Below are 20,341 nucleotides of genomic sequence, written 5' to 3' on the forward strand. Positions count from 1 at the left end.
GATCGGGCACTGTCGTTGTCAGTGACGTCACGTAGGCTCGCAAGTGACGGAAAAAGACAGAGCAAGCACAGAGCAAGCACTGATCCGCGACGAGGGAGGGGGCCCACGTGCTCATCGACACCTATGGCCGGCAGGCCACCGACCTGCGGGTCTCGCTGACCGACCGCTGCAATCTGCGGTGCACCTACTGCATGCCGGAAGAGGGCCTGCAGTGGCTGGCCAAGCCGGATCTGCTCACCGACGACGAGATCGTCCGCCTGATCGACATCGCCGTCACCTCCCTCGGTATCGAGGAGGTCCGCTTCACCGGCGGCGAGCCCCTGCTGCGTCCCGGTCTGGTCGGCATCGTGGAGCGGGTGGCGGCCCTGGAGCCGCGCCCCCAGATGTCCCTGACGACCAACGGCATCGGTCTCAAGCGGACCGCGCCCGCGCTGAAGGCGGCGGGCCTGGACCGGGTCAACGTCTCCCTCGACACCCTGCGCCCCGACGTCTTCAAGACCCTCACCCGCCGGGACCGCCACCGGGACGTCCTGGAGGGCCTGGACGCCGCCCGGGAGGCGGGCCTGACCCCCGTCAAGGTGAACTCCGTCCTGATGCCGGGGCTCAACGAGGACGAGGCCCCGGACCTGCTGGCCTGGGCCGTGGAGCACGACTACGAACTGCGCTTCATCGAGCAGATGCCCCTGGACGCCCAGCACGGCTGGAAGCGCGACGGCATGATCACCGCCGGGGACATCCTGACCTCCCTGCGCACCCGCTTCGAGCTCACCGAGGAAGGCGCGGAGAAGCGCGGCTCGGCCCCCGCGGAGCGCTGGATCGTCGACGGCGGCCCCCATGTGGTCGGCGTCATCGCCTCGGTCACCCGCCCGTTCTGCGCGGCCTGCGACCGCACCCGCCTCACGGCCGACGGCCAGATACGCACCTGCCTGTTCGCCCAGGAGGAGACCGACCTGCGCGCGGCCCTGCGCTCCGACGCCGGGGACGAGGAAATCGCCCGTCTCTGGCGCGAGGCGATGTGGGGCAAGAAGGCGGGCGCGGGCCTGGACGACCCGACCTTCGTCCAGCCGGACCGTCCGATGTCCGCGATCGGCGGCTAGGCCCCTTCGGGCGCCTGCCAGTCCTCGAACTTCACGACGTCCTTGAGGAAGCCCCGCACCCCGAGGAACTGCGACAGGTGCTCCCGGTGCTCCTCACAGGCCAGCCAGGTCTTCCGTCGCTCCGGAGTGTGGATTTTCGGGTTGTTCCACGCGAGCACCCACACGGCGTCGGCGCGACAGCCCTTGGCGGAGCAGATCGGGGTCTCGTCACTCACGGATTTCGGCTCACGGATTTCGTTTCAAAGGCGGGTGGAAAAGGCGACGCCGAGCAGCCACGGGGGGAGCTGCCCGGCGTCGGTCTGTCGCTCCGACGGGGGATGCGGAGCGCGTACGAAGTATGTCACGGGTAACCCACGACCCGGCACCGGAACAACATGATTGATCTGAGCTTTTCTTGAGCTTGGTGTCGAGCAGACCTGTCACGTCCGCTCGCGCGGCTCACCGCGTGCGCCCGGCGCCGCCCCCCGCGCACCGTCTTCCGGCACGGGTTCCGCGAAGCCGTCGTCGGCCCGCGGCGGCATGATCACCGGCCGGGTCGGAGCGGTCACGAAGGTCGACGGCAGCGAGGGCGCGTTCTCCCGCCCCGCGTTGGCGATGACGACGGCGATATACGGCAGCACCGCCCCCAGCACCAGCGCGACGATCGCGACGTGCCGTTCGACGTTCCAGAGCGTGGCCGCGAGCACCACCGACAGCGTACGGACCGTCATCGAGATGACGTACCGGCGCTGACGTCCGCGCACGTCCTCCTGAAGGCCCGCCCGGGCGCCGGTGATCCGGAACACCTGGGCGCTGCCGCCGCCATGCTGCTTCCGCATCAGATTCCACCATCCGCCCGCATCGGATTCTTCCCGCTCCGCCTCCGCTCCGTACCCGGTGGAGGTACCGGGCCCGGACAGCTCCCACGTTACGCCGCGCCTGCGCCGCCTACGAGACCGGGGCACCTCCCGCCTGGGCCAACGGCCTCGCTCCCGGCGCGTACGGCGGTACCCGACATGCGGCGTAGCGCGAACGGACCGACACTGGCGGTAATGCTCACGTAGAGCCGTACGAGGAGGCAGCCATGGGCTGGTTGTGGGCGATCATCGTGGGATTCGTGCTGGGCCTGATCGCCAAGGCGATCATCCCCGGCAAGCAGCACAGTCCCCTCTGGCTGACCACCATCTTCGGCATGCTCGGCGCCATCGCCGGCAACGCCATGGCACGCGGGTTCGGCGTGGACGAGACACCCGGCATCGACTGGAGCCGCCACGCCTTCCAGCTCATCGCCGCGATCATCATCGTCGCCGTCGGCGACATGCTCTACATGGCGACGCTGGGCAAGAGGAAACAGCGGCGGGTCTGAGAGCCGTACGACGAAGGGGGCGCCCCCCGGTGACGAGGGGCGCCCCTTCTGCCGTGCAGAGACCTACGCGGACGTGACCTCGACCGCCGCCAGGTTCTTCTTGCCGCGGCGCAGCACCAGCCAGCGGCCGTGCAGCAGGTCCTCCTTGGCGGGAACGGCGTCCTCGGCGGCGACCTTGACGTTGTTCACGTAGGCCCCGCCCTCCTTCACCGTCCGCCGCGCGGCCGACTTGCTGGCCACGAGACCGACCTCGGCGAACAGGTCCACCACGGCGCCGAGCTCGGCGACCCGGATGTGGGGCACCTCGGAGAGCGCGGCGGTCAGCGTCCGCTCGTCCAGCTCCGCCAGCTCACCCTGCCCGAAGAGCGCCTTCGAAGCCGCGATCACCGCGGCCGTCTGGTCCGCGCCGTGCACCAGCGTCGTGAGCTCCTCCGCCAGCGCCCGCTGCGCGGCCCGGGCCTGCGGCCGCTCCTCGGTCTGCTTCTCCAGCTCCTCCAGCTCCTCGCGGGACCGGAAGGACAGGATGCGCAGGTAGGTGGAGATGTCCCGGTCGTCCACGTTCAGCCAGAACTGGTAGAACGCGTACGGCGTCGTCATCTCGGCGTCCAGCCAGATGGCCCCGCCCTCGGTCTTGCCGAACTTGGTGCCGTCGGCCTTGACCATCAGCGGCGTGGCCAGACAGTGCACCGAGGCGTCGGGCTCCAGCCGGTGGATCAGGTCGAGACCCGCCGTGAGGTTGCCCCACTGGTCGCTGCCGCCCTGCTGGAGCGTGCAGCCGTAGCGCCGGTACAGCTCGAGGAAGTCCATGCCCTGGAGCAGCTGGTAGCTGAACTCCGTGTAGCTGATGCCCTCCTGGGACTCCAGCCGGCGTGCGACCGAGTCCTTGGTGAGCATCTTGTTGACGCGGAAGTGCTTGCCGATGTCCCGCAGGAACTCGATGGCCGACATGCCGGCCGTCCAGTCCAGGTTGTTCACCATCGTCGCGGCGTTCTCGCCCTCGAAGGACAGGAACGGCTCGATCTGCGCGCGCAGCCGGGTCACCCAGGCCGCGATGGTCTCCGGGTCGTTCAGCGTGCGCTCCGCCGTGGGGCGCGGGTCGCCGATCTGACCGGTCGCCCCGCCCACCAGCGCCAGCGGGCGCAGACCGGCCTGCTGGAGGCGGCGCATGGTGAGGACCTGCACCAGGTGACCGACGTGCAGGCTGGCCGCGGTGGGGTCGAAACCGCAATAGAACGTGACGGGACCGTCCGCGAGCGCCTTGCGCAAAGCGTCCTCGTCAGTGGACAGGGCCCACAGCCCCCGCCACTTCAGCTCGTCGACGATGTCCGTCACGGTTCTCGTATCTCCTAGAAATGGTCCTCGGGCAGTCGGGTGACTACCGGCTACGAGGTTATACGCCCTGACTGACAGAACTCATATTGAAATCCGGCACCCGCAGCGCCGGCATCGCGGCCCTGGTGAAGTAGTCGCTCCACTCCCGCGGCAGCGTCTTCTCCGTCCGCCCCGCCTCCGTCGCCCGCCCCAGCACGCCGACCGGCGACTCGTTGAACCGGAAGTTGTTGACCTCGCCGGTCACCTCGCCGTTCTCGACCAGGTACACACCGTCCCGGGTCAGCCCGGTCAGCAGCAGCGTGGCCGGGTCGACCTCGCGGATGTACCACAGGCAGGTCAGCAGCAGCCCGCGCGTGGTGTCCGCGACCATCTCCTCCAGGGAGCGGTCCTGGCCGCCGTCCAGGATCAGGTTGCCGATCGCCGGGGCGACGGCGAGCCCGGTCAGGCCCGCGCTGTGCCGGGTGGTGGTCAGATGCGCCAGCGTGCCCTGCCGTACCCAGTCGGTCGCCCCGACCGGAAGACCGTTGTCGAACACCGACTGGTCGCCCCCGGAGGAGTGCGCGACGACGAACGGGGCGGTCTCCAGGCCGGGCTCGTTCGGGTCGCTGCGCAGCGTCAGCGGCAGCTCGGTCAGCTTCTCGCCGAGGCGGGTGCCGCCGCCGGGCTTGGAGAACACCGTCCGCCCCTCGGCCGCGTCCCGGCCCGACGCCGACCAGAGCTGGTAGATCAGCAGGTCCGCGACCGCGGTCGGCGGCAGCAGGGTCTCGTACCGGCCGGCGGGCAGCTCGACGCGCCGCTCGGCCCATCCGAGGCGTACGGCGAGCTCGGCGTCCAGCGCCGCCGGGTCGACGTCCTTGAAGTCCCGCGTGGAGCGTCCGGCCCAGGCCGAGCGGGTGCGGTCCGGCGACTTGGCGTTGAGCTCCAGCGTGCCGTTGGGCTGGTCGTGGCGCAGCCGCAGCCCGGTGGAGGTGCCCAGGTAGGTCGAGACGAGCTCGTGGTTGGCGAAGCCGTACAGCTCGCGGCCGCCCGCACGCGCGCGTGCGAAGGACTCGCCGAGCGCCGGCGCGAAGTCGGCGAAGACGGCCGAGGAGGTCTCGGCGGGCGCGTCCGTGAAGTCCGGGGACTCCGGTACGCCCGTGACCAGCGGCTGGGCGTCCTCGGCGGGCGCGGCGCCCCGCGCGGCGGCCTCGGCGGCCCGCACCAGCGGCTCCAGTTCGTCCGCGGTGACCGCCGACCGGGAGACCACCCCGGAGGCGGTGCCCTCCTTCCCGTCGACGGTCGCGACGACCGTGAGCGTGCGCCCGCGCGTGACGCCGTTCGTGGTGAGCGCGTTGCCCGCCCAGCGCAGGTTGGCGGTGGACTGCTCGTCGGCGATCACGACACAGCCGTCGGCCCGGGACAGCGCGAGCGCCCGCTCGACGATCTCGTGCGGCTTGTTGGTACGCGGGCTCATCGACCGGCCTCCTGCGTGGTGTTCAGAATGTTGACGCCCTTGAAGAGGGCCGACGGGCAGCCGTGCGACACCGCCGCGACCTGGCCCGGCTGGGCCTTGCCGCAGTTGAAGGCGCCGCCGAGGACGTAGGTCTGCGGGCCGCCCACCGCGGCCATCGAGCCCCAGAAGTCGGTGGTGGTCGCCTGGTAGGCGACGTCCCGCAGCTGCCCGGTGATCCGCCCGTTCTCGATCCTGAAGAACCGCTGGCCGGTGAACTGGAAGTTGTAGCGCTGCATGTCGATCGACCAGGACCGGTCCCCGACGACGTAGATGCCGCGGTCCACGCTGCCGATCAGATCCTCCGTCGACATGCCGGCCGGATCCGGCTGGAGCGACACGTTGGCCATGCGCTGCACCGGCACATGGCCGGGGGAGTCGGCGTAGGCGCACCCGTTGGACCGCTCGAACCCGGTCAGCTTCGCGATCCGCCGGTCCAGCTGGTAGCCGACGAGGGTGCCGTCCTTCACCAGGTCCCAGGACTGGCCCGCGACGCCCTCGTCGTCGTACCCGATGGTCGCGAGGCCGTGCTCGGCGGTGCGGTCACCGGTCACGTTCATCAGCTCGGAGCCGTAGCGCAGCTTGCCGAGCTGGTCGAAGGTGGCGAAGGAGGTGCCGGCGTAGGCCGCCTCGTAGCCGAGGGCGCGGTCCAGCTCGGTGGCGTGGCCGATGGACTCGTGGATGGTCAGCCACAGGTTGGACGGGTCGACGACGAGGTCGTACAGGCCCGCCTCGACGCTGGGCGCCCGCATCTTCTCGGCGAGCAGCTCCGGGATCTGCTCCAGCTCGCTCTCCCAGTCCCAGCCGGTGCCCGTGACGTACTCCCAGCCGCGTCCGACCGGCGGCGCGATGGTCCGCATGGAGTCGAACTCGCCGCTGGACTCGTCGACCGACACGGCGGTCAGCTGCGGGTGCAGCCGGACCCGCTGCTGCGTGGTCACGGTGCCCGCGGTGTCGGCGTAGAACTTGTTCTCGTGCACGGTGAGCAGCGAGGCGTCGACGTGGTTGACGCCGTTCGCCCCCAGCAGCCGCGCGCTCCAGTCGGCGAGCAGCGCCGCCTTCTCCTCGTCGGGCACGGTGAACGGATCGATCTCGTACGACGAGATCCATGTGCGGTCGGCGTGCACGGGCTCGTCGGCGAGCTCCACGCGCTCGTCGGAACCGGCGGCCCGGATCACCTGCGCGGACAGCTTCGCCATCGCCACGGCCTGCGAGGCGACCTTGGCGGCGGCGTCCAGCGTCAGGTCCACGCCCGACGCGAAGCCCCAGGTGCCGCCGTGCACGACCCGCACCGCGTACCCGAGGTCGGTGGTGTCCGAGGACCCGGACGGCTTCGCGTCCCTGAACCGCCAGGACGCGCTGCGCACCCGCTCGAGCCGGAAGTCCGCGTGCTCGGCCCCGAGCGCACGCGCGCGTGCCAGCGCGGCGTCGGCGAGGGCACGTAGGGGAAGCGCTGTGAAGGCTTCGTCGATCGTATGAGGCACCTGGGTCTCTTCCTGTCCTGTTGTGGTGGGCGTCCGGTATGAGGGTGGGCGGCTGCTCCGATCATGTCGCGACGACCGGTGCTCGGACCACACGTTTGGGACCGCCGCCGGCATCTTTCTGTAGGGACCCGACAGCGAGTCCCGTAAGCCACTGTCGGTGCCCGAATGTCCTCCGGCGGGGGCGGCCCGATAGGTTTTCGGAGAAGCCGCCTGTCATCCCAGGTGTTCGGGCGGGTGTGTCAGACACCTATGGAAAGGGTGATCCGTTGAGCCGCTCGGTTCTCGTCACCGGAGGCAACCGGGGCATCGGCCTCGCCATCGCCCGCGCCTTCGCCGACGCCGGCGACAAGGTCGCCATCACGTACCGCTCCGGTGAGCCGCCGGCAGGCTTCCTCGCGGTCAAGTGCGACATCACCGACTCCGAGCAGGTGGAGCAGGCCTACAAGGAGATCGAGGCCGAGCACGGCCCGGTCGAGGTCCTGATCGCCAACGCCGGCATCACCAAGGACCAGCTCCTGATGCGGATGTCCGAGGAGGACTTCACCTCGGTCGTCGACACCAACCTCACCGGCACCTTCCGCGTGGTCAAGCGCGCCAACCGGGGCATGCTGCGCGCCAAGAAGGGCCGGGTCGTCCTGATCTCCTCGGTCGTCGGCCTCTACGGCGGCCCCGGCCAGGCCAACTACGCCGCCTCCAAGGCCGCCCTGGTCGGCTTCGCGCGGTCGCTCGCCCGTGAGCTGGGCTCGCGCAACATCACCTTCAACGTCGTCGCGCCCGGCTTCGTCGACACCGACATGACCAAGGTGCTCACCGACGAGCAGCGCGAGGGCATCGTGAAGCAGGTGCCGCTCGGCCGTTACGCGCAGCCCGAGGAGGTCGCCGCGACGGTGCGGTTCCTCGCCTCGGACGACGCCTCGTACATCACTGGAGCCGTCATCCCCGTTGACGGCGGACTGGGAATGGGTCACTGAACACCATGAGCGGAATTCTCGAGGGCAAGCGCGTCCTGATCACCGGTGTGCTGATGGAGTCCTCCATCGCGTTCCACGCCGCCAAGCTGGCCCAGGAGCAGGGCGCGGAGATCATCCTGACCGCGTTCCCGCGGCCCACGCTGACCGAGCGCATCGCCAAGAAGCTCCCCAAGCCCACCAAGGTCATCGAGCTCGACGTCACCAACGACGAGCACATGGGCCGCCTGGCCGACGTCGTCGGCGAGGAGCTCGGCGGCCTCGACGGTGTCGTGCACTCCATCGGCTTCGCGCCGCAGGACGCGCTCGGCGGCAACTTCCTGAACACGCCGTTCGAGTCCGTGGCCACGGCCATGCACGTCTCGGCGTACTCCCTGAAGTCGCTCACCATGGCCTGCCTGCCGCTGATGCAGAACGGCGGCTCGGTCGTCGGCCTCACCTTCGACGCGCAGTACGCCTGGCCGCAGTACGACTGGATGGGCCCGGCCAAGGCCGCCCTGGAGGCCACCAGCCGTTACGTCGCCCGTGACCTGGGCAAGCAGAACATCCGCTGCAACCTGATCTCCGCGGGTCCGCTCGCCTCGATGGCCGCCAAGTCCATCCCGGGCTTCAGCGACCTGGCCGCGGTCTGGGACAACCGTTCCCCGCTGGAGTGGGACCTCAAGGACCCGGAGCCGGCCGGCAAGGGCATCGTCGCCCTGCTGAGCGACTGGTTCCCGAAGACCACCGGCGAGATCATCCACGTGGACGGCGGCCTGCACGCCATCGGCGCCTGATGCCGTACGTCCTCGACGCCCCGTTCCCGCAGGGAGCGGGGCGTCCCCCGTTCGGCCTATCAGGCCGGGCGCGCACGGTCTGCAACTGGGCACCCTGGATTACGCGTTCACCCGAGATTCCCTCCCCAGCACGGCCGAGGAGGTCCCCTTGTGCGCCTGTCCCGCAGTCTGGCCTCAGTGACCGCAGCCGTCTGTCTCGTGATCTCCCTGGCGTACGAAGCGACGCCACACGCACGCGTGGACGAGCCCGGAGCCGCCGCTTCGGAGCTGTTCGGCGCCTCCTGCCGCAGCAGGGTCACCGGATCCCGGGTGACCACCTACTGCCACAACCCCTATCCGCGCACCGACGGCGTCCGCCTGCACATCGAGTGCGACCGCTGGTGGGACCTGGACAGCGACGGCGCCGAGGTCGCGGCCGGGCCCGCGCAGACCGTACGGCTGACCGGCCGGTGCTGGAAAGAGGTCCGCTCGGTGTGGGTCAGCCACCGGAAGCTGGCGCTGTGAACCGTCCAGGACGGCACAGGAAGGGGTAGCCGGCCGCCTCCGCGGCGGCGGCCGCCGCGTCGCCCGCGCGGATCGCGTCGACCAGCCGGGCGTGGTCCATGTACGTCTCCGGCGTCAGCTCCTCGCCGACGTCCTCGCGCAGCCAGTCCCGCAGCACCTCGCCGAGATCCGCGTACATCTCGGTCATCACGTCGTTGTGCGAGGCGGCCACCACGGCCAGGTGGAAGGTGGTGTCCGCCGTCACGAAGGCCTCCGCGTCCCCCGACTCCCAGGCCTCCTCGCGCCGCACCAGGAGCGCGTCGAGCTGCTTGAGGTCCTTCTCGGTGCGCCGCTCGGCTGCCAGCCGCGCCGCGGACGACTCCAGCGTGGACCGCAGCTCGGCCACATGCCGGGGGTCCGCGTCGGCGAACCTGCGGTGCATCACCCCGGCCAGCTCACTGGTGGCCACCACATACGTCCCCGAGCCCTGGCGGATGTCCAGCAGACCGTTGTGCGCCAGCGCGCGGACGGCCTCGCGGACGGTGTTGCGGGCCACCCCCAGCTGCTCGACCAGCTCGGGCTCCGTCGGGATCCGGGAGCCCACCGGCCACTCACCCGAGGTGATCTGGTTGCGCAGCGCGGCGATGACCTGCTCGGACAGTGCCGAGCGACGCGGATGGCTCAGGGGCATGGCACACCTTCGCACGGGCGGGACGACAGCGGACGACCCGGGGATGGACAACCAATCATCCCATGATTCTATGATGGGTGTCATGGCCAGCGAGGAAACCCGGACAGTGAAGTCCACGAGCGCACGCAGTTCCGCGACCCCGCCCGAAGGGGCATCCCCGGTGCCCGCCCCGCGCGCGTGGGCGGTCCGCCTGGTCGTCGTCGGCATCGTCCTGTCCGCCCTGAACCTCCGCCCCGCCATCACCAGCCTGGGTGCCCTCCTCGAAGAGGTACGCGACGGACTCGGCATGAGCGGCAGCGTGGCCGGCCTGCTCACCTCGGTGCCCCCGCTCTGCTTCGCCGTCTTCGGCGTCACGGCCCCCCGCCTGGCCCGCCGTTTCGGCGCGGGCGCGGTGGTGTGCGCGGGCATGGTCGCCATCACGACGGGCCTGCTCATACGGCCGTACACGGGCTCCACGGCGGGCTTCCTGGCCGCCAGCGCCCTCACCCTCATGGGCATCGCCGTCAGCAACGTCCTGATGCCGGTCATCGTCAAGCGCTGGTTCCCGGACCGGGTCGGCTCCATGACCGGCCTGTACTCGATGGCGCTGGCCCTCGGCACCGCGGCGGCCGCCGCCGTGACCGTCCCGGTGACCGAGGCGCTGGGCGGGAGCTGGCAGTCCGGGCTGGCGGTGTGGGCGGGCCTGGCCGCGGCGGCCGTACTGCCGTGGATCCCGCTGATACGGGAGCGGGAGGCCGCGCCTGTACGGCGGGGTGTGTCCCGGCACGTACCCGCGCGCGTGGAGCGCGCGGGGGAGGTCCGGCACGTGCACGCGCGCGTGGAGCCGCCCGCGCTGCGGATCACCCGGAGCCGGACCGCCTGGGCGCTCGCCGTCTTCTTCGGGCTCCAGGCCACCGCCGCCTACATCACCATGGGCTGGATGGCGCAGATCTTCCGGGACGCGGGCGTGTCCGCCGGCACCGCCGGGCTGCTGCTGGCCGTCACCATGGTGATGGGCGTTCCGCTGGCCTTCGTCATCCCGCGCGTGGCCACCCGGCTGCCCCACCAGGGCCCGATCGTGCTCGCGCTCGGCGTCTGCGGCCTCGCCGGATACGCGGGCCTGTACCTCGCCCCCGCCGGCGGCGCCTGGGCCTGGGCCGTGCTGCTCGGCGTCTCCAACTGCGCCTTCCCCCTGGCGCTCACCATGGTCGGCATGCGCGCCAGGACCGGCGCGGGCGTGGCCCAGCTGTCCGCGTTCGCGCAGAGCACCGGCTATCTGATCTCCATTCCGGGACCGCTCCTGGTCGGGGTGCTCTACCAGCACAGCGGCGGCTGGGGCCTGCCGATCGCGCTCATGATCGGGCTGATGGTCCCGCAGATGGCGGTCGGGGTGCTGGCGGGCCGCGACCGTACGGTGGAGGACGAGGCGGCCCGCTGAGGTCACCCCGGCAGCCTTGGTAAGAGACCGGGGTGCGAGACTGGCCGCATGCCAGTGCTCGACCCGAATCCCCAGAACGGCCAGAAGAAGATGCTGCTGGTCTTCGGCTCGTTCTTCGCCATCTTCGTCATCATCGCGATCATCGCGACGATCGCCTCGCCCTGACCCGCCCACCCGCTCCCCGGCGCGGCGGTGGGGTTAACCCCCCTGTCCCCTAGGGGGCGAGTGTCAGGGTCAACTGGGTGGATCACCGGATGGGTTGAGGGCGTCGGCTTCCGTACCTTCGAGATGTGGCCGCGAGGAGCGGACCACGGAGGACTCGAAGACCCGCGGAGGCACTCATGTCGGCCCCTACGCAGACCCCGACCCACCCGGCGTCCCGGGGCGGCGTCGACATCCGGCTGCCCTGGTGGGCCCTCGCGCTGCCGACGCTCGCCTTCGTGGTGCTCCTGGCCCTCATCCTCAATCCGGCCGACGCCCACGCGGCCTCCGGCGACCCCCTCGTCACGCAGTTCCTGGAGCGCGTACAGCAGCTCACAGCGCGCTGAGCACCCGCAAAGCCGCCCGTCAACTCCCTGCGCCCGATGGCCTGTTTCATGCGAAGCTGGATCCCATGAGCGTCGCAGATCCCCGCAGGATTGTCCTTTTCCGGCATGCGAAAGCCGACTGGCCACAGGTCACCGACCATGAGCGGCCGCTCGCCGACCGGGGCCGGAAAGATGCAGCCGAAGCCGGACTGAGACTGGCCGACTCCGGCATCCCCTTCGACCTGGCCCTGTGCTCCACCGCCGTCCGGACCCGTGAGACCTGGAAGCTCGCCGTGCAGGAGTTCCCGCACCGGCCGAAAACGGTCTACGAGGAGCGGATCTACGAGGCCTCTCCCGGTGAGCTGATCGCCGTTCTCAACGAAACCCCCGACGACGTGCACAACGCCGTCCTGATCGGCCACAACCCGGGGGTGCAGGGCCTCGCCGACGTCCTCGCGGGTGCCGCCGAGGGGGATGCCCGCCAGCGGATGACCGGACGGGGCTTCCCGGCCGCGGCTTTCGCCGTCCTGTCGTTCAGCGGCCCCTGGAAGGCCCTGGAGCCCGGCGTGGCCACCCTCGTCGACTACTGGGCGCCCGCCGACTGACGACGGCCTCGACCACCCCACTCGCGCGCGACATGGCAGGGGCCCGGCACCGTGGTGGTGCCGGGCCCCTGCCGATCCGTCGTCGGAGGTCAGTCCTCCTCGTGCGCGTCCGCCGCCTCGACCTCTTCGCGGGTGACACCCAGCAGGTACAGCACCGTGTCCAGGAAGGGCACGTTCACCGCGGTGTGCGCGGCCTCCCGCACCACCGGCTTGGCGTTGAAGGCCACCCCGAGGCCGGCCGCGTTCAGCATGTCCAGGTCGTTGGCGCCGTCGCCGATCGCCACCGTCTGGGACAGCGGCACGCCCGCCTCGGCGGCGAACCGGCGCAGCAGCCGCGCCTTGCCCGCGCGGTCCACGATCTCCCCGGTGACCCGGCCCGTCAGCTTCCCGTCGACGATCTCCAGGGTGTTGGCCTGCGCGAAGTCCAGCCCCAGCCGGTCCTGCAGATCATCGGTGACCTGGGTGAACCCGCCCGAGACGACACCCACTTGGAAACCGAGCCGCTTCAGCGTACGGATGAGGGTGCGCGCGCCCGGCGTCAGCCGTACTTCGGAACGCACCTTGTCCACGACCGAGGCGTCCAGCCCCTCCAGCAGCGCCACGCGCGCGTGCAGCGACTGCTCGAAGTCCAGCTCGCCGCGCATCGCGGCCGCGGTCACTTCGGCGACCTCGTCCTCGCAGCCGGCGTGTGCGGCGAAGAGCTCGATCACCTCGTCCTGGATGAGCGTGGAGTCCACGTCCATGACGACCAGCCGCTGGGCCCGGCGGTGCAGACCGGCGGCGACGACGGCCACGTCCACGCCGAGCTTGCCGGCGTCCGTCACCAGGGCGGTGCGCAGCGGCTCGGTCTCCACGCCGGACACCGCGAACTCGACGGCCGTCACCGGGTACTTGGCCAGGCGGAAGATACGGTCGATGTTGCCGCCCGCCTTGGCGATCTTGGCGGCGATCGCGGCGGTGGCCTCCGCGGTGAGCGGGTGACCGAGCACGGTGACCAGGGAGCGGCCCAGCCCTCGCGGCCGGTTGTCACCGAGACCGGAGATGATCTCCGCCTGCATCTTGATCGACTCGGCCCAGCTGTGGACCGTCGCCCGCAGATCGCCCTCCAGCGCCCGGGGCGGCGCGGTCACGAGCGCGCACAGCACCATCCGGCCACGCGTGACGACCTGCTCGATGTCGACCACGTCGACGGAGTAGGCGGCGAGGGTGTCGAAGAGGCCGGCCGTGATGCCCGGCCTGTCCTTCCCGAAGATCTTGACGAGAAGGGTGGGGACGTCGGAGGACGAGGTCTGCTCAGCGCTCATGGTGTTCCCACCGTATCCGGCACCCAGTGCCTTCTGCTCCCGCGGTCCGTCTGACGGACACGGAACAGTCGGTGTCGGGCGGGTGGCGAGATCCTTACGCGCAGGACACGTCCGCGGTGCGGTGCGCTGCGGTGGAGACTCAGCGCCGTCCCTTCGGCTTCCCGGGCGGCGGCGGAGGAGGCGGAGGAGGAGGGGGCGGTGGGGGCGGCGGGGACTGCGGCCCGTCGTCACGGGAGGGTGAGCGCCGGCTGCCGGGCCGTCGCGGAGGCGGGTCGATCGGAGCCGCCATCGTGGGGGCGCCGTAGACGTGGTCGGGCGGAGGCGAACCACCCGGCCGGCCCGGCCCCCTCGGCTCGTCCGACGGCCGAGAGCTGTCCGCGTCGGGCGGCACCGCGCCGCCCGTCTCCGCCGGGCCACCTGTGTCCTCCGGCTCCCGCAACTCCTCGGGCACCCGCAGATAGGGGTTCGTCGCCGGGTTCGGAGCCCGATACGGCGTACCGGGCACATACGGCCCGACCCCGCCGCCGTACGCCCCGGCCTCGCGACCATGGGCCCCGGACCCGCCCTGGTCCGCCATGAAGCCGCCGTCCTGCGGGTCTGGCCGCCCGGCGTCACGCCGGTACGGCCGGCTCTCGCCGTGGTGCGGTGCGGTTCCACCGGGGTACGGCCCGGCCTCGCCGTGGTGCGGTCCGGAGCGGGCGTCATGGGCCTCGCGCCCACTGTCCTGCGGTTCCACCTCGCCTCGGTAGGCCCCGGAACCGCCGGCGGACGCCCGGGCCTCGCCTTCGTACGGCCCGGACGGGCCGTTGTAGCCCCCGGGTCGGCCGGCGTCCGTCCAAGGGGCGCCAGCGCGCGCCCCGGACCCGCTCTCGTACGGCCCGGACCCGCCGTCGTACACCCCAGGTCGGCCAGTGTCCGCCCTGGGCCCACCAGTGCCCGGCACCGCGGACCCGCCTTCGTAAGGCCCAGAGCCGCCGGGATCGCGCGCCCCCACTCCGTCCTCGTACGCCCCGGCCCCCGCTCCGTGCGGCCCAGCCCCACTGCCGTAGGGCCCAACCCCGCCGGCGGAAGCCCCGCTCCCACCTCCGTACGGCCCGGACCGACCGTCATACGCCCCGGCTTCGCCTCCATGGGACCCGGCGTCGCCGTCGTATGCCCTGGCCCCGCTTTCGTACGGGCCGGCCCCACCTCCGTACGGCCCCGCCCCGCCCCCATGCGACCCCGCCCCACCGTCGTACAACCTCGCCGTGCCATCCCCGTACGGCCCAGACCCACCCCCATGGCCCCCAGCCGGGCCCCCGTACCCCCCGCCCCGATACGGCTCAGTTCCCCCCTCGTACGCGACACCCCCGCCCGCATACCGCGGATCACCGACCGCCCCCACCGTTCCCGCCCCCGCTCCCGCCGAGTCACGCAGTGCCAACCCCGCCGCCCGCGACCCCGCCGCCCCCGTCGCCCGGGCCAGCAGCGCCCCCGCGGCGCCCGCTCCCGCACCCCACAGCGCCCCGAGCAGGACCGCCATGCCGAGTTGCCCCCGCAGCCGGACCCCGGCGCCGAACGCGTCGAAGCCCAGTACCGACAGCGAGGCGTCCACCGACACCTCCGTCAGCCAGGCCAGCAAGGGCAACGCCAGCGCGGTAGCGACCCCCAGCCGCACCGCGCACCGGCCCGCGAAACCAAGGGCCCCCGGATCCCGTACGGCTTCGGAACCCACCCGCATCCCCACCGGCGTCCGCACAGCGCTGAGCACGCCCGCGAGCAGCATCATCAGCGCCGCCGCCACGCCCAGCAGCCACACCCGTCCGTCCAGCTCCGCCAGGCGCCCCAGCGACACCGACTGGTCGGAGCCCGAGTCGAGCAGCCGGTCCAGCGGGTCCGGGAGGAAGTTCGTCAGTACCCCCGTCGCGCGGCCGTCGAAGGGCACGAACAGGCCGACGGGAATGCCCAGCCACACCCCGTTCGGCGCCCCGAGCAGCGCCGCTCCCGCGATCCGCTTGGGGTGGTCGTCGCCGATCGCCGCGTACGCCGCCGCCGAGAGCCCCGCGGCCACGGCGATCAGCAGCACCGTGACGAGGGCGGACACGGCCGGCCGTACGACCCGGTGGACCGCGTCCCAGCCTTGCGGCAGCGGTGTACGACGGGACGCCAGCAGCGCGACCAGCAGGATCCCGGCCGACCAGCCCAGCCCGCCGAGCAGCGTCGGCGCCGTGTCCACCGTGAAGCCGACCGCGGCCTTCGCGTCGATGAGGTTGCCGATCCGGTCCGGCAGCAGTCCGCCGATGTCCCCGACGTCACCCAGCCCGGGGATGTCGAGACCGCCGCCCCCGCCCGCGCCGGGCAGCTTGTCGAGCCCGAGCGCGCCCCCGTCGATGGTGATGACGTCGTGCCCGGCCCAGGCCAGCCCGCCCATCATCGCCGTGAACAGGACGACCACCGCGCCCGCGCGGGCGAGGAGTTCGGAGGGCGCGATCACCGCGCCGGCCCGCCGCAGGGACCGTAGGAAGAACCATGACAAAAGCACCGCACCGACCAGGCTCACGCCCAGTGGCGTGATCTCGATGGCGGTCGCCGCCTCCGCCCCCTTCAGCCCGAACGCGGACACATCACCGGAGGGCGTCACCGAACCACCCGCCGCAAGGGCCACAACCGCCGCCGTCATCGGACCCAGCGACGCCGCGGAATCGGCCTCCAGCAGATGCAGGCCGAGCGCCGCCGTACCCGCCATCCCGATCAACGCCCAGCTCACGGCGGCCATGGCGGACAGCAGGATGTCTCCCCACGGCAGCCTCGCGCCGTGCTTCGTGGTCTCCGCGTTCATCGACGCGTTCATCGACGCACTCATGGCAGACCCCCCGATCCGCGGCACGGCCGAGACCGCGCTTGTCCCCCTCGCGTGGATTACCCACTCTCCGGGTCGGTTTCAACCCCGTCAACGGAACCGGCCGAAGCGCGCGAACGTGGTGTTCTCGGGGCTCGACTTTCGGTCAGGAGGGGGATCCTGAAATAGTTCCCGACGATGTTCGACATCCCTACACTCCCTGTGACGGGGGCAATTCGGGGGACTACTCAGTGGGGCTTGGAGTGCCGGAACTCGTACTGGAAGCGAACGGACGTACCTGGACGCTCGATTCGTCCAGGCCGTACCGCCTTGGACGCGATCCGCAGGGGGACATCGTGTTCGACGACGCCAGAGTCTCCTGGCGTCACGCCACGATCAGCTGGGACGGGCGCGGTTGGGTCATCGAGGACCACAGCAGCACCAACGGCACCTTCGTGCACGGCCGGCGGATCCATCGGACGGAACTCGGCCCCGGCGCGGCCGTCCACCTCGGCAACGCGAGCGACGGCCCGCTGCTGAGCCTGACCGGCACCGCGGCCCCGGTCGCGCAGGCGCAGCCTCAGCCCGAGCAGCAGCCGTACGCCGCGCAGAGCGCGAACCCGGGCTGGGCCCAGCAGACACCACACCAGAGCCCGCACCAAAGCCCGCAACAGGCGCCACACCAGGCGCCGCACCAGACCCCGCACCCGGCCTCGTCGCAGCCGGCGCAGGCCGCGCCGTCCGGCTGGCCCCAACCTCAGCCCCAGCAACAGCAGCGGCCGCAGTCGCAGCCGTACTCCCACCAGCCGCCGCAGAAGTTCCCGCAGCAGCAGGGCCCGGGCGCGGCGGCAGGGGCGGGGGCGGGGGCCGACGGGGGCGCGCCGCCGGTCTACGGCGACCGCAGCCCGACCACGTTCCACCAGTTCACCATCGGCCGCATCATGCGCATCGGCCGTGCCCTGGAGAACGACCTGGTCGTCTCCGACCTCCAGGTCTCCCGCAACCACGCCGAGTTCCACTCGATGCCCGACGGCCGTATGGAGATCCGCGACCTCGGCTCCCACAACGGCACCTACGTCAACGGCCAGCCGATCCCCAAGGGCGGCTCCACGCTGCTCGGCCCGAGCGACATCGTCGGCGTCGGCCACTCCACGTTCCGGATCGTCGGCGACCGCCTGGAGGAGTTCGTCGACACCGGCGAGGTCTCCTTCTCCGCCCGCCACCTCACCGTCACGGTCGACGGCGGCAAGCAGATCCTCAAGGACGTCTCCTTCGGCGTCCCGGAGAAGTCCCTGATCGCGGTCATCGGACCGTCCGGTTCCGGCAAGTCGACCCTGCTCAAGGCGCTCACCGGCTACCGGCCGGCCAACCAGGGCGACGTCCTCTACGACAACCGCAACCTGTACAAGCAGTTCGCCGAGCTGCGCCAGCGCATCGGTCTGGTCCCGCAGGACGACATCCTGCACAAGGAGCTGACCGTCAAGAAGGCCCTCAAGTACGCGGCCAAACTCCGCTTCCCCGCCGACACCACGGGCGAGGAGCGCGAGCACCGCATAAACGAGGTACTGCGCGAGCTGAAGCTCGACATCCACCGCGAGAAGAAGGTCACCGCCCTCTCCGGCGGCCAGCGCAAGCGCGTCTCGGTGGCCCTGGAACTGCTCACCAAGCCGTCCCTGATCTTCCTCGACGAGCCGACCTCCGGCCTCGACCCGGGCATGGACCGCGATGTCATGCAGCTGCTGCGCGGCCTCGCCGACGACGGCCGTACGGTCCTCGTCGTCACCCACTCCGTGGCCGAGCTGGCCCTGTGCGACAAACTCCTGGTGATGGCCCCGGGCGGCGCGGTCGCCTACTTCGGCCCGCCCGAGGAGGCGCTGAACTTCTTCGGCTACGACACCTGGGCCGATGTCTTCTCCGCCTTCGAGAACTACCGCGACTACGACTGGGCCGGCCGCTGGAAGGGCTCGCAGCACTACCAGATGTACGCCGCGGACATAGACGCCGTTGCGCCGCAGTCCGTACAGACGCCTCCGATGCAGGGCATGAAGCCGCCGAAGCCACAGCGCTGGATGGGCCAGTTCGGCACCCTCGTGCGCCGCTATGTCTCGGTCATCGCGTCCGACAAGGGCTTCCTGGCGCTGACGGTGATCCTGCCGCTCGTCCTCGGCTCGGTGAGCCTGCTCATCGACTTCGGCGACAACCTGCTGCCCAAGCCGGTCGACCCCAGGACCAAGCTTCCCGAGCCGAACAGCACCGCCACCACGGTCCTGCTGATCCTCGCGGTCGGCGCCTGCTTCGCGGGCGCGGCCAACTCCGTCCGCGAACTGATCAAGGAACGGGTCATCTACGAGCGGGAGCGCGCCACCGGCCTGTCCCGCTCGGCGTACCTGATGTCCAAGGTGGTCGTCCTGGGCGTGATCACCATCCTGCAGGGGCTGATGGTGGGCCTCATCGGCTTCGCCAGCCGCGGACTGCCGAAGGAGGGGCTGGTCCTCGGCAACGCCACCCTCGCGGAGCTGTGCCTGCCGATCATGGGGCTCGGGTTCACGTCGATGATGTTCGGGCTGATCATCTCCGCGCTCGTGAAGACCTCCGAGAAGACCATGCCGCTGCTGGTCATGTTCGCGATCGTCCAGGTCGTCTTCACCGGTTGCCTGTTCCCCCTGCACGGCACCCTCGGCGTCAACGAGCTCTCGTATCTGATGCCCTCGCGCTGGGCGGTCGCCGCCGCGGGCGCCACCCTGGACTTCAACCAGGTCAACCCGCCCGTCAAACCGGGCGACACGACCGACCCGCTGTGGGACCACACCGTCAGCACCTGGGGCCTCAACATGATCGCCCTCATCGCCATCGGCGTCGTCTGCGGATTCCTGGTCTCCCGCTTCCTGCGCCGCCACGAACCCGAGGTCATGCGCAAGTGATCACTGTCGTACGACGGTGAAGGGCGGCACCCGACAGGGGTGCCGCCCTTTTGCGTACGAGAGGTCCGCGCGACCTCAGTACGCGCTGTTCACGTTGTCCATCGAGCCGTACCGGTCGGCCGCGTAGTTCGCCGCGGCGGTGATGTTGGCCACCGGGTCGTAGATGTTCCAGGACGTGCCCGCGACGTGGTACGCCTGGAACGTCGGCGGGATGACCTGGAGCAGCCCCTTCGAGGGGATGCCGTTGATGGCGTTGATGTCCCAGTTGTTGATCGCGTTCGGGTTGCCCGACGACTCCCGCATGATGTTGCGGTACAGACCGTTGTAGCTGCCCGGGATGCCCTTGGCCCTCATGATGGCCAGGGACTCCTTGATCCAGCCGTCCAGGTTGTTGGCGTAGCTCTTCTTCGGCGCGGCGGCCTTGAGCTTGGCGCGGTGGGCGGCCCGGCTCGCAGCCTCCTTGGCCTTGCGCGCCTGCGCGGCCTTCTTGGCGGCGGCGGCAGCGGCGGCCTTCTTCTTCGCGGCGGCGGCCTTGGCCTTTGCCTTCGCCTTCGCCGCAGCCTCTGCCTTCGCCTTCGCCTCGGCGGCCTTGCCCTGGAGGGCCTTGGCGGCGAGCTGCTCGCTGACGTCCGCCTGGAGGCCCTTGAGCTGCTCGGAGGAGTACTTCACGGGGGCCGAGTAGGTGGCCGCCTCGGACGTGGTGGTCTCCGCGTTGCCCGGAACCGCGCTGAAGGCGACGGCGGCGGCGCCGAGCGTGGCGACACCAGCGACGGCGATCTTGTGGCGCTTGGTCAGCGCGCGACTATGACCACGGGTGAAAGGGTTCTTGGGCATGCGGGAATGACCTCTTCGGGATAGCGCGGAGGTCGCTCGCTGTCCGTCGGGGGACACGGGTGCTTCCGGCACAAACGCCGCGGGGGGAACCCGCGGCGCTGAGCGACGTTGGCCATTCTTAGCTGCCGCAAAACACCCGGGCAAAGGTGTGACGTACGACCCCGGATAGTGGACCGGGGGAGGGCAAAACGGGACAGACTGGAACGTCTGCCCCGTTCATGCGGGAACCCTTTGTCTCCTATTTCGCTTC

Annotated in this window: 18 protein-coding genes and 1 pseudogene; 10 read left to right on the forward strand and 9 right to left on the reverse strand. The window is 70.9% G+C overall.

The features are described 5' to 3' along the window. Positions 1-107 precede the first annotated feature (107 nt). Positions 108-1,097 carry a GTP 3',8-cyclase MoaA gene (gene moaA / locus ACFYZ8_RS28920; RefSeq protein WP_388538055.1) on the forward strand — a complete coding sequence of 330 codons (990 nt, stop codon included), beginning with the start codon at positions 108-110 and terminating at the stop codon, positions 1,095-1,097. Here the strand turns inward: moaA and ACFYZ8_RS28925 are convergent. Continuing rightward, on the reverse strand, positions 1,094-1,312 hold the full coding sequence (locus ACFYZ8_RS28925) for a hypothetical protein (protein WP_057618194.1): 219 nt from the start codon (positions 1,310-1,312) through the stop codon (positions 1,094-1,096). The genes moaA and ACFYZ8_RS28925 overlap by 4 nt on opposite strands. Positions 1,313-1,516: 204 nt before the next feature. Further along, the gene (locus ACFYZ8_RS28930; RefSeq protein WP_359038568.1) at positions 1,517-1,915 is read right to left on the reverse strand and encodes a DUF3099 domain-containing protein; all 399 of its coding nucleotides are present in this window, start codon (positions 1,913-1,915) and stop codon (positions 1,517-1,519) included. Positions 1,916-2,160: 245 nt separating this feature from the next. Between ACFYZ8_RS28930 and ACFYZ8_RS28935 the strand changes: the two genes are divergently transcribed. Beyond that, a complete protein-coding gene (locus ACFYZ8_RS28935) occupies positions 2,161-2,442 on the forward strand; it encodes a GlsB/YeaQ/YmgE family stress response membrane protein (RefSeq protein WP_359038570.1) in 282 nt (93 codons plus the stop codon). 63 nt (positions 2,443-2,505) lie between these two features. Here the strand turns inward: ACFYZ8_RS28935 and tyrS are convergent, their stop codons facing one another. From tyrS to ACFYZ8_RS28950, 3 genes are read right to left on the reverse strand one after another with little or no spacing between them, the layout of a single operon-like run. Next, a complete protein-coding gene (gene tyrS, locus ACFYZ8_RS28940) occupies positions 2,506-3,774 on the reverse strand; it encodes a tyrosine--tRNA ligase (RefSeq protein ID WP_388538057.1) in 1,269 nt (422 codons plus the stop codon). 58 nt (positions 3,775-3,832) lie between these two features. Further along, complete coding sequence (locus ACFYZ8_RS28945) at positions 3,833-5,227, reverse strand: metallopeptidase TldD-related protein (protein ID WP_388538059.1); 1,395 nt, start codon at positions 5,225-5,227, stop codon at positions 3,833-3,835. Continuing rightward, positions 5,224-6,747 (reverse strand): TldD/PmbA family protein, encoded by a 1,524-nt coding sequence (locus tag ACFYZ8_RS28950; protein WP_388538061.1) that lies wholly within the window; start codon positions 6,745-6,747, stop codon positions 5,224-5,226. The genes ACFYZ8_RS28945 and ACFYZ8_RS28950 overlap by 4 nt, the downstream gene beginning before the upstream one ends. Positions 6,748-7,013: 266 nt before the next feature. Between ACFYZ8_RS28950 and fabG the strand changes: the two genes are divergently transcribed. The 3 genes from fabG (at position 7,014) to ACFYZ8_RS28965 (ending at position 8,995) form a co-directional block, all read left to right on the forward strand. Then, positions 7,014-7,718 (forward strand): 3-oxoacyl-[acyl-carrier-protein] reductase, encoded by a 705-nt coding sequence (gene fabG / locus ACFYZ8_RS28955; RefSeq protein ID WP_057618188.1) that lies wholly within the window; start codon positions 7,014-7,016, stop codon positions 7,716-7,718. Between the two features lie 5 nt (positions 7,719-7,723). Beyond that, a complete protein-coding gene (gene fabI / locus ACFYZ8_RS28960) occupies positions 7,724-8,491 on the forward strand; it encodes an enoyl-ACP reductase FabI (protein WP_020140715.1) in 768 nt (255 codons plus the stop codon). Positions 8,492-8,641: 150 nt separating this feature from the next. After that, entirely contained in the window at positions 8,642-8,995 is a 354-nt protein-coding gene (locus ACFYZ8_RS28965) for a hypothetical protein (protein WP_359038579.1), read from the forward strand. Here ACFYZ8_RS28965 and ACFYZ8_RS28970 read toward each other — a convergent pair. Continuing rightward, complete coding sequence (locus ACFYZ8_RS28970) at positions 8,970-9,665, reverse strand: FadR/GntR family transcriptional regulator (RefSeq protein ID WP_359038581.1); 696 nt, start codon at positions 9,663-9,665, stop codon at positions 8,970-8,972. The two genes, ACFYZ8_RS28965 and ACFYZ8_RS28970, sit on opposite strands and share 26 nt — an antisense overlap. Before the next feature lie 70 nt (positions 9,666-9,735). Between ACFYZ8_RS28970 and ACFYZ8_RS28975 the strand changes: the two genes are divergently transcribed. The 4 genes from ACFYZ8_RS28975 (at position 9,736) to ACFYZ8_RS28990 (ending at position 12,214) form a co-directional block, all read left to right on the forward strand. Then, positions 9,736-11,082, forward strand: coding sequence for a CynX/NimT family MFS transporter (locus tag ACFYZ8_RS28975; protein WP_388538064.1), 1,347 nt, complete (start codon positions 9,736-9,738; stop codon positions 11,080-11,082). Between the two features lie 48 nt (positions 11,083-11,130). Then, positions 11,131-11,247 (forward strand): SGM_5486 family transporter-associated protein, encoded by a 117-nt coding sequence (locus tag ACFYZ8_RS28980; RefSeq protein ID WP_086023195.1) that lies wholly within the window; start codon positions 11,131-11,133, stop codon positions 11,245-11,247. Between the two features lie 176 nt (positions 11,248-11,423). Next, the gene (locus tag ACFYZ8_RS28985) at positions 11,424-11,630 is read left to right on the forward strand and encodes a hypothetical protein (RefSeq protein ID WP_359038586.1); all 207 of its coding nucleotides are present in this window, start codon (positions 11,424-11,426) and stop codon (positions 11,628-11,630) included. Positions 11,631-11,695: 65 nt separating this feature from the next. Continuing rightward, entirely contained in the window at positions 11,696-12,214 is a 519-nt protein-coding gene (locus ACFYZ8_RS28990) for a histidine phosphatase family protein (protein WP_359038588.1), read from the forward strand. Between the two features lie 89 nt (positions 12,215-12,303). Here ACFYZ8_RS28990 and serB read toward each other — a convergent pair whose 3' ends face one another. Then, positions 12,304-13,518 (reverse strand): phosphoserine phosphatase SerB, encoded by a 1,215-nt coding sequence (serB, locus tag ACFYZ8_RS28995; RefSeq protein WP_359038590.1) that lies wholly within the window; start codon positions 13,516-13,518, stop codon positions 12,304-12,306. 139 nt (positions 13,519-13,657) lie between these two features. Further along, positions 13,658-16,442 (reverse strand): annotated as a pseudogene (locus ACFYZ8_RS29000) (streptophobe family protein). A 157-nt stretch (positions 16,443-16,599) separates the two neighbouring features. On the opposite strand from ACFYZ8_RS29000, the gene ACFYZ8_RS29005 reads away from it, so the two are divergent. Beyond that, entirely contained in the window at positions 16,600-19,257 is a 2,658-nt protein-coding gene (locus tag ACFYZ8_RS29005) for an FHA domain-containing protein (RefSeq protein WP_388538067.1), read from the forward strand. Positions 19,258-19,332: 75 nt separating this feature from the next. On the opposite strand, the gene ACFYZ8_RS29010 is transcribed toward ACFYZ8_RS29005, so the two are convergent. After that, positions 19,333-20,091 (reverse strand): transglycosylase SLT domain-containing protein, encoded by a 759-nt coding sequence (locus ACFYZ8_RS29010; protein ID WP_388538069.1) that lies wholly within the window; start codon positions 20,089-20,091, stop codon positions 19,333-19,335. Positions 20,092-20,341 lie beyond the last annotated feature (250 nt).

Origin of the sequence: Streptomyces sp. NPDC001668 (assembly GCF_042893155.1) — a bacterium.
Lineage (GTDB): Bacteria > Actinomycetota > Actinomycetes > Streptomycetales > Streptomycetaceae > Streptomyces.

Bases quoted from the DNA above. Each gene is read 5' to 3' on its own strand.
- ACFYZ8_RS28930 (WP_359038568.1), bottom strand. From the start codon at position 1,915: ATGCGGAAGCAGCATGGCGGCGGCAGCGCCCAGGTGTTCCGGATCACC.
- ACFYZ8_RS28935 (WP_359038570.1), top strand. From the start codon at position 2,161: ATGGGCTGGTTGTGGGCGATCATCGTGGGATTCGTGCTGGGCCTGATC.
- ACFYZ8_RS28945 (WP_388538059.1), bottom strand. From the start codon at position 5,227: ATGAGCCCGCGTACCAACAAGCCGCACGAGATCGTCGAGCGGGCGCTC.
- fabI (WP_020140715.1), top strand. From the start codon at position 7,724: ATGAGCGGAATTCTCGAGGGCAAGCGCGTCCTGATCACCGGTGTGCTG.
- ACFYZ8_RS28970 (WP_359038581.1), bottom strand. From the start codon at position 9,665: ATGCCCCTGAGCCATCCGCGTCGCTCGGCACTGTCCGAGCAGGTCATC.
- ACFYZ8_RS28975 (WP_388538064.1), top strand. From the start codon at position 9,736: ATGATGGGTGTCATGGCCAGCGAGGAAACCCGGACAGTGAAGTCCACG.
- ACFYZ8_RS28980 (WP_086023195.1), top strand. From the start codon at position 11,131: ATGCCAGTGCTCGACCCGAATCCCCAGAACGGCCAGAAGAAGATGCTG.
- ACFYZ8_RS28985 (WP_359038586.1), top strand. From the start codon at position 11,424: ATGTCGGCCCCTACGCAGACCCCGACCCACCCGGCGTCCCGGGGCGGC.
- ACFYZ8_RS28990 (WP_359038588.1), top strand. From the start codon at position 11,696: ATGAGCGTCGCAGATCCCCGCAGGATTGTCCTTTTCCGGCATGCGAAA.
- serB (WP_359038590.1), bottom strand. From the start codon at position 13,518: ATGAGCGCTGAGCAGACCTCGTCCTCCGACGTCCCCACCCTTCTCGTC.
- ACFYZ8_RS29010 (WP_388538069.1), bottom strand. From the start codon at position 20,091: ATGCCCAAGAACCCTTTCACCCGTGGTCATAGTCGCGCGCTGACCAAG.